The sequence below is a fragment of the Mycobacterium sp. 1245852.3 genome, assembly GCF_001669335.1.
Taxonomy (GTDB): Bacteria; Actinomycetota; Actinomycetes; order Mycobacteriales; family Mycobacteriaceae; genus Mycobacterium; species Mycobacterium europaeum_A.
This window is the reverse complement of record NZ_LZLL01000071.1, coordinates 1-14,041: the sequence shown is the minus strand read 5'-3', so window position 1 is coordinate 14,041 and position 14,041 is coordinate 1. Positions and strand designations below refer to the sequence as shown.

11 protein-coding genes and 3 rRNA genes are annotated in these 14,041 nt (G+C 64.2%); 6 read left to right on the top strand and 8 right to left on the bottom strand.

Annotated features, from left to right (window positions below; translation table 11 throughout):
- On the bottom strand, nt 1–500 hold a 500-nt coding region (locus A9W96_RS03225), incomplete at its 3' end, for a beta-ketoacyl synthase N-terminal-like domain-containing protein (protein ID WP_304441726.1).
- 78 nt (nt 501–578) lie between these two features.
- Between A9W96_RS03225 and mce the strand changes: the two genes are divergently transcribed.
- Nucleotides 579–1,046, top strand: a complete 468-nt coding sequence (gene mce / locus A9W96_RS03220; protein ID WP_082972021.1) for a methylmalonyl-CoA epimerase — start codon at nt 579–581, stop codon at nt 1,044–1,046.
- An 11-nt stretch (nt 1,047–1,057) separates the two neighbouring features.
- On the opposite strand, the gene A9W96_RS30030 is transcribed toward mce, so the two are convergent.
- Nucleotides 1,058–1,366: a hypothetical protein gene (locus A9W96_RS30030; protein ID WP_082972020.1), complete on the bottom strand. Its 309-nt coding sequence runs from the start codon at nt 1,364–1,366 to the stop codon at nt 1,058–1,060.
- Nucleotides 1,367–1,389: 23 nt separating this feature from the next.
- Nucleotides 1,390–2,061 carry an endonuclease NucS gene (gene nucS, locus A9W96_RS03215; RefSeq protein ID WP_067137904.1) on the bottom strand — a complete coding sequence of 224 codons (672 nt, stop codon included), beginning with the start codon at nt 2,059–2,061 and terminating at the stop codon, nt 1,390–1,392.
- A 45-nt stretch (nt 2,062–2,106) separates the two neighbouring features.
- Between nucS and A9W96_RS03210 the strand changes: the two genes are divergently transcribed.
- Both A9W96_RS03210 and A9W96_RS03205 read left to right on the top strand, forming a co-directional pair.
- Nucleotides 2,107–3,741, top strand: coding sequence for an adenylate/guanylate cyclase domain-containing protein (locus tag A9W96_RS03210; protein WP_066864623.1), 1,635 nt, complete (start codon nt 2,107–2,109; stop codon nt 3,739–3,741).
- 59 nt (nt 3,742–3,800) lie between these two features.
- The gene (locus A9W96_RS03205; protein ID WP_066879055.1) at nt 3,801–4,175 is read left to right on the top strand and encodes a hypothetical protein; all 375 of its coding nucleotides are present in this window, start codon (nt 3,801–3,803) and stop codon (nt 4,173–4,175) included.
- A 17-nt stretch (nt 4,176–4,192) separates the two neighbouring features.
- Here the strand turns inward: A9W96_RS03205 and A9W96_RS03200 are convergent, their stop codons facing one another.
- Complete coding sequence (locus A9W96_RS03200; RefSeq protein WP_197499383.1) at nt 4,193–5,422, bottom strand: MFS transporter; 1,230 nt, start codon at nt 5,420–5,422, stop codon at nt 4,193–4,195.
- Between the two features lie 89 nt (nt 5,423–5,511).
- On the opposite strand from A9W96_RS03200, the gene A9W96_RS03195 reads away from it, so the two are divergent.
- A complete protein-coding gene (locus A9W96_RS03195; protein WP_067137902.1) occupies nt 5,512–6,411 on the top strand; it encodes a LysR family transcriptional regulator in 900 nt (299 codons plus the stop codon).
- A gap of 26 nt (nt 6,412–6,437) precedes the next feature.
- Here the strand turns inward: A9W96_RS03195 and A9W96_RS03190 are convergent, their stop codons facing one another.
- Nucleotides 6,438–7,511 carry a GGDEF domain-containing protein gene (locus A9W96_RS03190; RefSeq protein ID WP_066864607.1) on the bottom strand — a complete coding sequence of 358 codons (1,074 nt, stop codon included), beginning with the start codon at nt 7,509–7,511 and terminating at the stop codon, nt 6,438–6,440.
- Between the two features lie 227 nt (nt 7,512–7,738).
- Between A9W96_RS03190 and A9W96_RS03185 the strand changes: the two genes are divergently transcribed.
- Together A9W96_RS03185 and A9W96_RS03180 are read left to right on the top strand one after the other, a co-directional pair.
- Nucleotides 7,739–9,226: a DNA-3-methyladenine glycosylase 2 family protein gene (locus A9W96_RS03185; protein WP_066864604.1), complete on the top strand. Its 1,488-nt coding sequence runs from the start codon at nt 7,739–7,741 to the stop codon at nt 9,224–9,226.
- A 116-nt stretch (nt 9,227–9,342) separates the two neighbouring features.
- The gene (locus tag A9W96_RS03180) at nt 9,343–9,834 is read left to right on the top strand and encodes a methylated-DNA--[protein]-cysteine S-methyltransferase (RefSeq protein WP_067024206.1); all 492 of its coding nucleotides are present in this window, start codon (nt 9,343–9,345) and stop codon (nt 9,832–9,834) included.
- A gap of 46 nt (nt 9,835–9,880) precedes the next feature.
- Here the strand turns inward: A9W96_RS03180 and rrf are convergent.
- From rrf to A9W96_RS03165, 3 genes are all read right to left on the bottom strand, one after another.
- Nucleotides 9,881–9,993: ribosomal RNA gene (rrf, locus tag A9W96_RS03175) — 5S ribosomal RNA — on the bottom strand.
- Between the two features lie 80 nt (nt 9,994–10,073).
- Nucleotides 10,074–13,182 (bottom strand): 23S ribosomal RNA (locus tag A9W96_RS03170).
- A gap of 282 nt (nt 13,183–13,464) precedes the next feature.
- Nucleotides 13,465–14,041 (bottom strand): 16S ribosomal RNA (locus A9W96_RS03165); the annotation flags it as partial.

The window sequence follows — 14,041 nt, the reverse complement described above, 5'->3', positions numbered from 1 at the left end:
GGCTCGGTGAGCGCGCCCATCGGCTGGTCGGTGAACACGTCGTGCAGGCCGTCGTAGGCCATGTGGTCCAGCACCGTCACATCGCCGTACTTGTAGCCCGAGCGGCTGTCCATCAGCAGGTGCGGCGCCTTGGTCATGGACTCTTGGCCGCCGGCCACCACGACGTCGAACTCCCCGGCGCGAATGAGCTGGTCAGCCAGCGCGATGGAGTCGATGCCGGACAGACACATCTTGTTGATGGTCAACGCCGGAACGTCCCAGCCGATCCCGGCCGCCACGGCCGCCTGGCGTGCCGGCATCTGGCCGGCCCCGGCCGTCAACACCTGGCCCATGATCACGTAGTCGACCAGCGAACCCGGCTCTTGAACATTTGGGAATGCCTTTTCCAGCGCCCCGGCGATCGCGATCGCCCCCAGATCGCTGGCCGAAAAGTCCTTCAGCGAGCCCATCAGCTTGCCAATGGGTGTCCGTGCTCCAGCAACGATCACCGACGTCGTCATGACACTCTCCTAATCCTGCGCCGACGGCCGGTTCGGCCTCCCGGGGAAGCGCAATCTTTGCCGCCAGGTTACCGTTATGTGATGACGACCGATCAAGTTGACGCCCGTCAGATCCTGGCCACCTCACTGGTGACGGCGATCGATCACGTCGGCATCGCAGTCGCCGACCTGGACGCCGCCATCGACTGGTACCACGACACCCTCGGGATGATCCTGGTGCACGAGGAAGTCAACGAGGAGCAGGGAATCCGCGAAGCCATGCTGGCTGTGCGCGGCGCTCCGGCGGGCACCGCACAGATCCAGTTGATGGCCCCGATCGACGAGTCCTCGACGATCGCCAAGTTCCTCGACAAGCGCGGGCCGGGCATCCAGCAGATGGCCGTTCGGGTCAGCGACCTCGACGCCTTGGTCGCCCAGCTGCGCGAGCAGGGTGTGCGGCTGATCTACGACGCGCCCCGGCGCGGCACGGCAAACTCGCGGATCAACTTCATCCACCCCAAGGACGGTGGCGGAGTCCTGATCGAGCTCGTCGAGCCGGCCGCCTGAGACGCCGACCCTCACGACCACTTCCTGGTCGGACCGCGGGTAGCGCGGTGCGTCCAGCACGGCGTGTGCCAATGCCGGCGGTCCTCCACCTGTCCGGGGCCGCCCGCGAGCGTCGAATCGGTGGGCCATACCACCAGATGTGCTGAGCCGGAACGTATTTCGTGGTCGCAGCCGGGACACCGATAGGTCTTGGCCGCCCGGGCCGCCGGTACGGGCCGGACCTCGTACTCGTGGCCGTCCGGGCCGACCTCCACCCGCCGCAGGGCCGGGGGCGGCGCCACCGGCCGCTGCCGACGTGGCGGGGGGCGGCGCCGAGCCATCCGGTCAGTGTAGTGGCGAACCGTCAGAAGAGCCGGTACTCGTCACTGTCCATGCCGCGCATCTTGTCGTAATCCAATGTCAGACAACGGATACCGCGATCGGTGGCGAGCGTGCGGGCCTGCGGTTTGATCTGCTGGGCGGCGAACACTCCCCGGACCGGCGCGAGCACGGTGTCGCGGTTGAGCAATTCCAGGTACCGGGTGAGTTGTTCGACGCCGTCGATCTCGCCGCGCCGCTTGATCTCCACCGCCACCGAGCCCCCGTGTTCGTCGCGGCACAGCAGATCGACCGGACCGATGGCCGTCATGTACTCGCGGCGAACCAGCGTGTATCCCTCGCCGAGCAGTTGCACGTGCTCGGCGAGCAGCGCCTGCAGGTGGGCTTCGACGCCGTCCTTGACCAGGCCGGGGTCGACGCCGAGTTCGTGGCTGGAGTCGTGTTCGATCTCCTCGACGGTGATGCGCAGTTGCTCGCCCGCCTTGTTCTCGACCACCCACACCGGCGATTGATCACCGGCCTCCTCGGTCAGCCAGCACGGCGGGCTCATCCAGTTCAGCGGCTTGTAGGCGCGGTCGTCGGCGTGCACGCTGACCGATCCGTCGGCCTTGAACAACAACAACCTGCGTGCGGAGGGCAGATGCGCGGTGAGCCGGCCGACATAGTCCACGGTGCATTGAGCGATCACTAGACGCACCCGACTCACCTTAGAGCGTCGCCGACAAATTAGGCTGACGCCACCATGTCGGCCAACCAGTCCGTGGCGCAGCGAATAGGCCGGGTGCTCGAGCGGGTCACCCGTCAGAGCGGCCGTCTGCCGGCCACGCCCGCGTACGGCTCCCTGCTGCTGGGGCGGGTGTCGGAAAGCCAGGGCCGTCGCCGGGTACGCATCCAGATCATCATGACCGTCCTGGTGCTGGGGGCGAACCTGGTCGGGATCGTCGCGGGGCTGATCTTGGTCACCGTCGCCATCCCGGTACCGAGCATCTTCGACGACGCACCGGCGTGGCTCACGTTCGGGGTGTCACCGGCCTACATCCTGCTGGCGCTGACGCTGGGCACGTTTTGGATCACCCGCAGGACCGTCCTGGCGTTGCGGTGGGCCATCGAGGAGCGCGCGCCGACGCCCGAGGACGAACGCAACACGTTCATCGCCCCGTGGCGGATCGCGTTGGTCGACCTCGTCCTGTGGGGAACCGGGGCGGTGCTGTATTCGGTCCTCTACGGCCTGGTCAACACGATGTTCATCCCCCGCTTCCTGGTCGGGGTGAGTTTCTGCGGTGTGTTGGTGGCCACCGGCAGTTATCTGCTCGCCGAGTTCGCGTTGCGTCCGGTGGCGGCTCAGGCGCTCGAGGCCGGTCCGCCGCCCCGTCGGCTGGCGGCCGGGATCATGGGGCGGACCATGACGGTGTGGTTCCTCGGTTCAGGTGTTCCGGTCATCGGCATCGCGCTCTTGACGCTGTTCGAGATCTGGCTGAACAATCTCACCCAGACCCAGTTCGCTGTCGGTGTCCTGATCGTGTCGTCGGCGGCGCTGATCTTCGGCTGCATCCTGATGTGGATCCTGGCGTGGCTGACCGCGACACCGGTGCGCGTGGTGCGGGCCGCGCTTCAGCGCGTCGAAAAGGGTGATCTGCGCGGCGAATTGGTGGTATTCGACGGCACCGAACTCGGCGAGCTGCAGCGCGGCTTCAACGCGATGGTCAACGGACTGCGCGAGCGCGAACGCGTTCGCGACCTCTTCGGCCGCCACGTGGGGCGCGAAGTGGCCCTGGCCGCCGAACGCGAGAAGCCGAAGCTGGGCGGCGAAGAACGCCATGTCGCAGTCGTATTCATCGACATCATCGGCTCCACCCAGTTGGTGACCAGCCGCCCGCCGGCCGAGGTGGTGGCCGTGCTCAACCAATTTTTCGGGATCGTCGTCGAAGAGGTGGACCGTTATTGCGGGCTGGTCAACAAGTTCGAGGGCGATGCGACGCTGGCGATCTTCGGGGCTCCCAACCGCCTTGATTCACCGGAAGACGCGGCCCTTGCCGCCGGGCGCAGCATCTCCGAACGGCTGGCCAACGAAATGTCTGAGCTGTCCGCGGGCATCGGCGTGGCGGCCGGCCAAGCCGTGGCCGGAAACGTCGGTGCCAGGGAGCGCTTCGAATACACCGTGATCGGTGAGCCGGTCAACGAGGCGGCCCGGCTGTGCGAGCTGGCCAAGGCGCACGCGAGCCGGCTGCTCGCGACGGCCGACGCGATCGAGCGCGCCAGCGAAACCGAGCGGGCGCGTTGGTCTCTGGGCGACAGCGTGACCCTGCGCGGCCATGAGCGTCCCACCCGACTGGCGGTGCCCGTCGCGGTGGACGACCCGTCGGCCGGACACGGTTGATATCAGACCGAAATGGGTAGAGGGACACAAGAACTGACCCCTCAGAGATTGGTTTGCGCATGACCGGTAGTGGAGTCACCCGTGTTTCGGTCGCCGCGGGAATCGCCGCGGCGATCGCCTTGAGTTCGTTGACCGCGGGTTGCAGCTCGGGCAAGGACAACAAGAACCCCAGCACGTCGACCGTCACCACCACCGTCACGACGCCGGCGAGCGTCACGACAACCGCTCCGACGGCGCCGGGGACCGGCGGACCGGGTGGCGGTGGACCGGGCGTCGGGCCGGGCGGTGCGACCACCGCCGGACCGGGCGGTTCGGGGGCCGGCGCCGGACCCGGCGGGGCCAGCGCGGGAGTCCCGGGTGCCGGGGCGTCGGCGGGACCGGGCGGTGCGGGTGCCTGCGCCGGTGGCGTGTGCGTCGGAACGCCTCCCGGCTGAGGCGCAGGCCTAGCGGTTCATCGGGCGACGGCGACGGCCAGGCGCGCATCGGGCCGAGTTGCCGTCTGCCGCACTAACATTGCGACGAGCAAGGTACCGGCCGCCAGCAGCCCGCCAACGAACAACACGGTCGCCGGCCAGCCGCCGCTGCCGTACACGACGCCGCCCAAGGCGCCGGCCACCGATCCGCCCAGGTAGTAGCTGAACAGGTACAGCGCCGAGGCCTCCGCGCGGTCGCGCTGCGCCACCGCACCCACCCAGCCGCTGGCGACGGTGTGCGCGGCGAAGAAGCCGCCGGTGAACACGCCGACACCGATGACGATGACGGCCAGCGCGTGCGGGACGGTGAGCAGCAGGCCGGCCACGGTGATCGGCAATGCCGAGCCGAGCACGAGCCGGCGGCCCCTGCGGTCCGCGAGCCGCCCGGCCACCACCGACGTCCAGGTGCCCACCAGGTACAGCACGAACAACAGCCCGACCACCGAGGATGCCAATCCGAAGGGCCGGTCCGTCAGCCGGTATCCGAGGTAGTTGTACACCGTGACGAACGCCCCCATCACCACCGAACCCAAGGCAAACAGCTTCAGCAGCACGGGGTTTCGCACATGTGCGGCAAGGTTGCGCACAGTGTCGCGCACGCTCGCCGCCTTCGGGCTGAAGAACTGCGACCGGGGCACCAACAGGGCGAACACGACCGTGCCGGCAAGCGTCATCACCGAGCACACCAACAGCGCGACCCGCCAATTGCTGACGTCGACGACCAGGGACGGCACGATCCGCCCGACCAGCCCTCCCACCGTGGTGCCCGCGACGTAGCGGCCCATCGCCGAACCGAGCGACGAGGCGTGCACCTCCTCGGCCAGGAATGCCATGGCGACCGCCGGTATACCGGCCAGCGCGACGCCATGCAGCGCGCGGCCGGCCAGTAGCACGCCGAGGGTGGGACTCAGCGGCAGCAACAGCCCGATAACGCTGGACGCTATGCCCGACGTCAGCATCACGGTGATGCGTCCGTAGCGCTCGGACAGCACGCTCGCCGGAATGATCGACAGCGCCAACATGCCCGTCGTCAGCGAAACCGTCAACGCCGCGGTCGCCGGCGTGATCCGGTAGGACGCCGACAATGCCGGGAGCAGCGCCTGCGTGCAGTACATGGCGGCGAAACTGGACAGGCCGGCACCGTACAGCGCGATCGTCATGCGCCGATATCCCCTGGATCCGGCCCGATGCGCGACGACGTGAGGCATGCCAACAATGCTTCGGGCCGTGCAGCTGAAAAGGAAATGAATTATTTCGGTGCTTATGATGCGTGAAACACATAAGCAGAGGTGGTTGCATGTCGGACGGCGACTACGAGTGGTTCGTCACACTCGCCGAATTGCAGCACGTCACGGCGGCGGCACAGCAGCTCCATGTCGCCCAGCCGACGCTGACCCGGATGCTGGCGCGCCTGGAACAGCAGGTGGGGACGCCGCTGTTCGACCGGCACGGCAAACGCCTTGCCCTCAACACGTACGGCCGGATCTTCTACGAGCACGCGCGGCGGGCCCAGCTCGAGCTCGACTCGGCCCGGCGCGAGATCGATGACCTGACAAACCCGGCCGTCAGCGAGATCCGGTTGGCCTTTCTGAGCTCGTTCGGATCGACGGTGGTTCCGAGGTTGATCGCGAAGTTCGGGGAATCGTCACCGCGGGTGACGTTCGCGCTGGAGGAAGGGCCCGCCGAGTCGATCGGCGATCGCGTGCGGTCCGGAGTCGTCGACATCGGCGTGGTATCGCCACGGCCGCGCAAACGAACGCTGGCCTGGCGCAGCCTGTTTCGTCAACGGCTGGGCATCGCCGTGCCCCAGGACCACCGCTTTTCGCACGGTGCGGCGGTGTCCATGATCGATCTGGCCGACGAGCGCTTCGTGACGATGCACCGCGGATTCGGCATGCGGGGACTGCTCGACGAGCTCTGTGCGGCAGCGCAGTTTCGGCCCCGCATCGGATTGGAGGCCCCGACCCTCACGACGGTCGCCGGCCTAGTCGCCGCGGGACTGGGCGTCAGTCTGGTGCCCATCGACGGCAGCGAGTACGCACCGGGGGTGCGGGTGCTGCGGCTGGCCGACGCCGACGCCTATCGCGATGTCGGCATGATCTGGAATTCCGATCGACCGCTGTCTCGCTCGGCACGCGACTTCATCGCCGCCGCCGCGGCGGTCGAACACCACTCGCCGAAGGATCCGATCAGCTGAACGCAACGCGCCCCCGCGGGTACCGCTCAGACCGCGATCTGGTGGTGCCGGGTCTGATTACCGCCACACCGCTTGGCCTCGTACATCGCGGTGTCGGCATGGGCGACCAACTGGTGAAACGCGTGCTCGGCGTAGTCCGAGACCACGTTGCTCAGCGCCAGCGTGGCGATTCCGACGCTGGCGGTCACCGACACGTCCACCCCGGCCACGGCGTCGCAGAGCTGCCGACCCCAGTCCGGCAGCTGTTCTGTCGTCACGATGTCGGCGACCAGGAATTCCTCCCCGCCGACTCGCCCGACCACAGCGGTCTCGCCGCACGCGGTGGTCAAGGTGCCCGCCACAGCGATCAGCGCCTCGTCGCCGGCGGCGTGTCCGCGACTGTCGTTGAGCTCTTTGAAGCGGTCGAGATCGACCATGGCGACCGCCAGAAACATGTGATGGGCGCCGGCCAGCATTCGGCCGACAATGGCCCGGTCGCAGGCTCTCCGGTTCAGCAGACCGGTCAGCGGGTCACGGTTGGCGCGCAAGAGGTCCATCCACAGCGCGCGCACCACGACCTGGATGGCGAGCGGCACGACCACGTTGAGTTCCAGGACCAGAAAGTAACCGGTGAAGGCCAGCAGGGTCTGTCCGCTGGCGGCCAGCCGCACCGCCTGCCAGGCCCCGATCGCGCTGGCCAGAACGAAATTCAGCGCCATGAGCCGGACCGTGTGGAAGAACGCGATGTAGCCGCCGGTGACCGATAACGCCGAGCACGACATCAGCCCCACGAGTGGCTGAGGCTGCCACAGACAACCGCCACCAATGGATATGGCGCCGGTCAGGATGTAGAAGATGGACTGTCGTCGGGTGGGCCACCCGCTCAACCACAACGCCGCCATGCCCAGCCCCAAGACGGCGGCGACGACCGAAACCGCCAGCGCCACACGCGGATACAACGGGACGGGCCCGTACAGCACGTTGACGGGCACCAATACCAACGAGGACGCCACCACGGCGAGAACCCTGCGGGTGCTCGTGCTGAGCCCGTGGGCCTGCAAATAACCTGTCAGCCAATCGAAGTGGTCGTCTTGCGCCCACCACGTCGCTAGCCGCGTCATCGGTTCGCCTTTCCCCGAACTCGCTCACCCCGGTTCGGGCGATAGCAAAGGAGCCAGCGAGTTGCGTCACAGTTAATACCATCGCGCGCTGGAAATAGCTCGAATGGACGAGAAAGGCGCATCGGATGGTGCGCCGCCCACCAGGTTGAATAGGTCGCGCGGGTGCATCCCACGACGATGTCGCTTTTCCGCCAGTTTTGTCGGGGGTTGGGTGTAAGTGTGGAACCGTGCACGACGATTTCGAACGCTGCTACCGCGCCGTCCAGTCGAAGGACGCCCGGTTCGACGGCTGGTTCGTCACCGCGGTGCTGACCACCCGGATCTATTGCCGGCCCAGCTGCCCGGTGCGGCCACCGTTTGCCCGGAACGTGCGGTTTTATCCGACCGCGGCGGCCGCGCAGCGCGCCGGCTTCCGCGCGTGCAAGCGGTGCCGCCCCGACGCCTCCCCGGGGTCTCCGGAATGGAACGTGCGGGATGACATCGTGGCGCGAACGATGCGGCTGATCGCCGACGGCGCGGTGGACCGTGCGGGAGTCACCGGCCTGGCCGCCGAACTCGGTTACACCACCCGGCAGCTGGAGCGCCTCCTGCAGGCCGAGGTGGGGGCCGGCCCGCTAGCCCTGGCCCGCGCGCAACGGGCGCAAACCGCGCGCGTGCTGATCGAGACGACGGATCTGCCGTTCGGCGACGTCGCATTCGCCGCGGGCTTTTCCAGCATCCGTCAGTTCAACGACACCGTGCGCTCGGTGTTCGAGAACACACCGAGCGCGCTGCGGCGGCGCGCGGTGACACGCGCCGCGTCGGCCCCGAATTCGCCTGGCACGGTGAGCCTCCGGCTCCCGGTGCGCACGCCCTTCGCGTACGCCGGTGTCTTCGGTCATCTGGCGGCGGGCACGGTTCCCGGTTGTGAGGAGATCCGCGATGGCGCCTATCGGCGCAGCCTGCGCCTGCCGTTCGGCAACGCGATCGTCGCCCTGACGCCCGCCCTCGATCACGTCCGTTGCGTGCTCGTGCTCGACGACTTTCGCGATCTGACGACGGCCATCGCGCGCTGCCGGCGTCTGCTGGACCTCGATGCCGACCCGCAAGCCGTGGACGATGCGCTCGGCGCGGACGACGAGTTCGCCGCCGTCGTAGCCAAGGCGCCCGGACAGCGAATTCCGCGCACGGTCGACGAGGCCGAGCTCGCGGTGCGTGCGGTGCTGGGCCAGCAGGTGTCCACCAAGGCGGCGAGCACCCATGCGGGCCGCCTGGTCGCTGCCTATGGGCAGCCGATCGACGATCGGGAGGGATCGCTGACCCACACCTTCCCGTCCGTCGAGCAGTTGGCCGAGATCGATCCGGTTCATCTGGCGGTGCCCAGAGCCCGGCAACGAACCCTGAGCGCTTTGGTCGCTGGCCTCGCCGACGGCAGTGTGGTGCTGAGCCCCGGGTGCGACTGGGAAAGGGCCCGAACGCAACTGCTCGCCCTGCCCGGGGTGGGCCCGTGGACCGCGGAGGTCATCGCCATGCGCGGCCTCGGCGATCCCGACGCGTTTCCCGCCAGCGATCTGGGCGTGCGCCTGGCCGCCGAACAGCTGGGCCTGCCGTCCGACGAACGGTCCCTCGCCGCACGCGCCGCGCGGTGGCGACCGTGGCGTTCCTATGCCACCCAGTACCTTTGGACCACTCTCGAGCATCCGGTAAACCATTGGCCGCCACAGGAGGTCGCATGATTCGCGCCGGCGACGAGGCAGCGGGGGCACCTCCCGCTTGCGATGAGGACCTCCCGCTTGCGGGGGACGAAGCGATGCGGGGGCACCTCCCGCTTGCGGGGAGAGGAGTGCCGCACATGATCGAGTACCGCACCATCGACAGCCCGATCGGGCTGCTGACCCTGGCCGGTCGCGGCTCCGTGCTGACCAATCTGCGAATGGTCGACCAGACCTATGAACCGAGCCGCGCCGACTGGTCACCGAACCCCCGGGCGTTCGGTGAGGCTGTCGAACAACTCGCCGCGTATTTCGCCGGCGAGCTGACGAATTTTGATGTCGAGCTCGACCTGCGCGGCACCGAATTTCAGCGCCGAGTATGGCGGGCGCTGCTGACCATTCCGTACGGCGAAACCCGCTCGTACGGCGAAATCGCCGAGCAGATCGGAGCGCCGGGCGCCGCCCGCGCCGTCGGGTTGGCCAACGGCCACAACCCGATCGCCATCGTCGTTCCCTGCCATCGCGTCATCGGGGCCAATGGAAGCCTCACGGGCTTCGGCGGCGGACTCGGCCGAAAGCGCACATTGCTCGAATTAGAAAAGCAACGGGTGACTTTGACACTTTTCGACTAATTGCGCATGCAAAAACACCCCCGTTGCCGGGGGTGTTTTTGTGTATGTTCGGCGGTGTCCTACTTTTCCACCCGTATGGGCAGTATCATCGGCGCTGACAGGCTTAGCTTCCGGGTTCGGAATGGGACCGGGCGTTTCCCTGTCGCTGTGGCCGCCGTAACTCTATTTAAATTTGTTTGGTGGGGGGTGCGGTGTTCGCGGCATTGCTGCCGTGAATTGGACTGTGGTTGCGATTGTGTGTTGGTAAGTTTTCGGCCGGTTAGTGCCAGTTCCCTGCACCCATTACTGGGCTTCCAGGTCTGGCCTATCGAACCCGTGGTCTGCGGGGGGCCTTATCCCTCTAAAAGGGTGAGAAACCTGATCTTGGAGAAGGTTTCCCGCTTAGATGCTTTCAGCGGTTATCCTGTCCGAACGTGGCTATCCAGCCGTGCCCCTGGTGGGACAACTGGTATACCAGAGGTTCGTCCGTCCCGGTCCTCTCGTACTAGGGACAGGTTTCCTCAAGTTTCTGACGCGCGCGGCGGATAGAGACCGAACTGTCTCACGACGTTCTAAACCCAGCTCGCGTGCCGCTTTAATGGGCGAACAGCCCAACCCTTGGGACCTGCTCCAGCCCCAGGATGCGACGAGCCGACATCGAGGTGCCAAACCATCCCGTCGATATGGACTCTTGGGGAAGATCAGCCTGTTATCCCCGGGGTACCTTTTATCCGTTGAGCGACACCCCTTCCACTCAGAGGTGCCGGATCACTAGTCCCGACTTTCGTCCCTGCTTGACTTGTAAGTCTCGCAGTCAAGCTCCCTTGTGCACTTACACTCAACACCTGATTGCCGTCCAGGTTGAGGGAACCTTTGGGCGCCTCCGTTACATTTTAGGAGGCAACCGCCCCAGTTAAACTACCCGCCAGGCACTGTCCGTGAACCCGATAAGGGTTCGACGTTAGGTGTCCAATACGATCAGAGTGGTATTTCAACAACGACTCCATACAAACTGGCGTCTGTACTTCACAGTCTCCCACCTATCCTACACAAACCGTACCGAACACCAATACCAAGTTGTAGTGAAGGTCCCGGGGTCTTTTCGTCCTGCCGCGCGTAACGAGCATCTTTACTCGTAGTGCAATTTCGCCGAGTCTATGGTTGAGACAGTTGGGAAGTCGTTACGCCATTCGTGCAGGTCGGAACTTACCCGACAAGGAATTTCGCTACCTTAGGATGGTTATAGTTACCACCGCCGTTTACTGGGGCTTAAATTCTCCGCTTCACCTTACGGTTAACGGGTCCTCTTAACCTTCCAGCACCGGGCAGGCGTCAGTCCGTATACATCGTCTTGCGACTTCGCACGGACCTGTGTTTTTAGTAAACAGTCGCTACCCACTGGTTTCTGCGGCCGAATCCCGCTCCCACCGCAAGGGTGTTCACGGTATTCCGGCCCCCCTTCTCCCGAAGTTACGGGGGCATTTTGCCGAGTTCCTTAACCATAGTTATCTCGTACGCCTTGGTATTCTCTACCTGACCACCTGTGTTGGTTTGGGGTACGGGCCGTGTATGTGCTCGCTAGAGGCTTTTCTTGGCAGCAGAGGATCACCGAATTCGCCTCAATCGGCTATGCATCACCTCTCGGGATTAATGAGCGACGGATTTGCCTATCGCTCTCCCTACGGGCTTGCCCCAGTATTACCACTGACTGGTACGGCTACCTTCCTGCGTCACCCCATCGCTTGACTACTACCAGCGAAGGTCCCACGCAGCCCCGAAACTCCATGCCCCCGAAGGGGAATGGTCGATCCGGTTTTGGGTGGTTAGTACCGCTGATTCATCAGGGACGCCTATACACGGGTACGGGAATATCAACCCGTTGTCCATCGACTACGCCTGTCGGCCTCGCCTTAGGTCCCGACTCACCCTGGGCGGACTGGCCTGGCCCAGGAACCCTTGGTCTTACGGCGGGCAAGGTTCTCACTTGCCTTATCGCTACTCATGCCTGCATTCTCACTCCCCCACCCTCCACCACCGGTTACCCGGAGGCTTCGCTGAATGAGGGACGCTCCCCTACCCACATTCACGTAGACGTGAATGTGCCGCGGCTTCGGCGGTGTGCTTGAGCCCCGCTACATTATCGGCGCATAATCACTTGACCAGTGAGCTATTACGCACTCTTTCAAGGGTGGCTGCTTCTAAGCCAACCTCCTGGTTGTCTCTGCGACTACACATCCTTTTCCACTTAGCACACGCTTAGGGGCCTTAGCCGGCGATCTGGGCTGTTTCCCTTTCGACGTACGGAGCTTATCCCCCGCCGTCTCACTGCCACGCTTTACACCACGGCATTCGGAGTTTGGCTGACGTCAGTAACCTAGTAGGGCCCATCGGCCATCCAGTAGCTCTACCTCCGTGGTGAACCACGCAACGCTGCACCTAAATGCATTTCGGGGAGAACCAGCTATCACGGAGTTTGATTGGCCTTTCACCCCTACCCACAGCTCATCCCCTCAGTCTTCAACCTAAGTGGGTTCGGGCCTCCACGCGGTCTTACCCGCGCTTCACCCTGGCCATGGGTAGATCACTCCGCTTCGGGTCCAGAACACGCCACTACACCCCAAAGGGATGCGCCCTATTCAGACTCGCTTTCGCTGCGGCTACCCCGCACGGGTTAACCTCGCGACGTGTCCCTGACTCGCAGGCTCATTCTTCAAAAGGCACGCCATCACCCCACGAGGAGGCTTTGACGGATTGTAGGCACACGGTTTCAGGTACTATTTCACTCCCCTCCCGGGGTACTTTTCACCATTCCCTCACGGTACTAATCCGCTATCGGTCATCGAGAAGTATTTAGGCTTACCGGGTGGTCCCGGCAGATTCACAGCAGATTCCACGGGCCCGCTGCTACTCGGGAGTTAATACAGGGTAGGTGACGGGTTTTCGCGTACCGGGCTCTCACCGTCTACGGCAGGCCATCCCAGGCCATTTCTGCTAACCACGACACTTTCTGACTACCCCTCAGCCAGGTAGAGCTGAGACATATCAATCCCACAACACCGCGCACACAACCCCTACCCGGTTATACATGCGTGCGGTTTAGCCTGTTCCGCGTTCGCTCGCCACTACTGACGGAATCACAATTGTTTTCTTCTCCTACGGGTACTGAGATGTTTCACTTCCCCGCGTTACCTCCCGCACCCTATATATTCAGATACGGGTAACACGACATCACTCGTGCTGGGTTTCCCCATTCGGAAATCCTCGGATCAATGCTTGGTTGACAGCTCCCCGAGGCATATCGCAGCCTCCCACGTCCTTCATCGGCTCTCGATGCCAAGGCATCCACCATGCGCCCTTAAACACTTACTTACACACAAGAGTTAAAAAAGAAATTACACATTTCGATGAACACGCCGCCCACGAAGACCACGCGTTCATCTAGATGCTCGCAACCACTATCCAATACTCAAACACCACACCCCACCACCAAGATGGAGGGACTCCACACGGATCGACCGAGTGTTGTCTCAGGGCCCAATAGTGTGTCTGGCAATCATTTGCTGTTGTGCACCCGGTTTTCGTCCACTACAGACGAGAACCCCTCACGGCTCGCACTTCACCAATTGAAGTGCTTTTCGTGGTGCTCCTTAGAAAGGAGGTGATCCAGCCGCACCTTCCGGTACGGCTACCTTGTTACGACTTCGTCCCAATCGCCGATCCCACCTTCGACAGCTCCCTCCAAAAGGTTAGGCCACTGGCTTCGGGTGTTACCGACTTTCATGACGTGACGGGCGGTGTGTACAAGGCCCGGGAACGTATTCACCGCAGCGTTGCTGATCTGCGATTACTAGCGACTCCGACTTCATGGGGTCGAGTTGCAGACCCCAATCCGAACTGAGACCGGCTTTAAAAGGATTCGCTTAACCTTACGGCATCGCAGCCCTTTGTACCGGCCATTGTAGCATGTGTGAAGCCCTGGACATAAGGGGCATGATGACTTGACGTCATCCCCACCTTCCTCCGAGTTGACCCCGGCAGTCTCTCACGAGTCCCCGGCATTACCCGCTGGCAACATGAGACAAGGGTTGCGCTCGTTGCGGGACTTAACCCAACATCTCACGACACGAGCTGACGACAGCCATGCACCACCTGCACACAGGCCACAAGGGAACGCCTATCTCTAGACGCGTCCTGTGCATGTCAAACCCAGGTAAGGTTCTTCGCGTTG

Coding starts and splice junctions, on each gene's coding strand:
- A9W96_RS30030 (WP_082972020.1), bottom strand. CDS start 1,366: ATGGCTCGGCGCCGCCCCCCGCCACGTCGGCAGCGGCCGGTGGCGCCG.
- A9W96_RS03210 (WP_066864623.1), top strand. CDS start 2,107: ATGTCGGCCAACCAGTCCGTGGCGCAGCGAATAGGCCGGGTGCTCGAG.
- A9W96_RS03205 (WP_066879055.1), top strand. CDS start 3,801: ATGACCGGTAGTGGAGTCACCCGTGTTTCGGTCGCCGCGGGAATCGCC.
- A9W96_RS03200 (WP_197499383.1), bottom strand. CDS start 5,422: ATGCCTCACGTCGTCGCGCATCGGGCCGGATCCAGGGGATATCGGCGC.
- A9W96_RS03195 (WP_067137902.1), top strand. CDS start 5,512: ATGTCGGACGGCGACTACGAGTGGTTCGTCACACTCGCCGAATTGCAG.
- A9W96_RS03190 (WP_066864607.1), bottom strand. CDS start 7,511: ATGACGCGGCTAGCGACGTGGTGGGCGCAAGACGACCACTTCGATTGG.
- A9W96_RS03180 (WP_067024206.1), top strand. CDS start 9,343: ATGATCGAGTACCGCACCATCGACAGCCCGATCGGGCTGCTGACCCTG.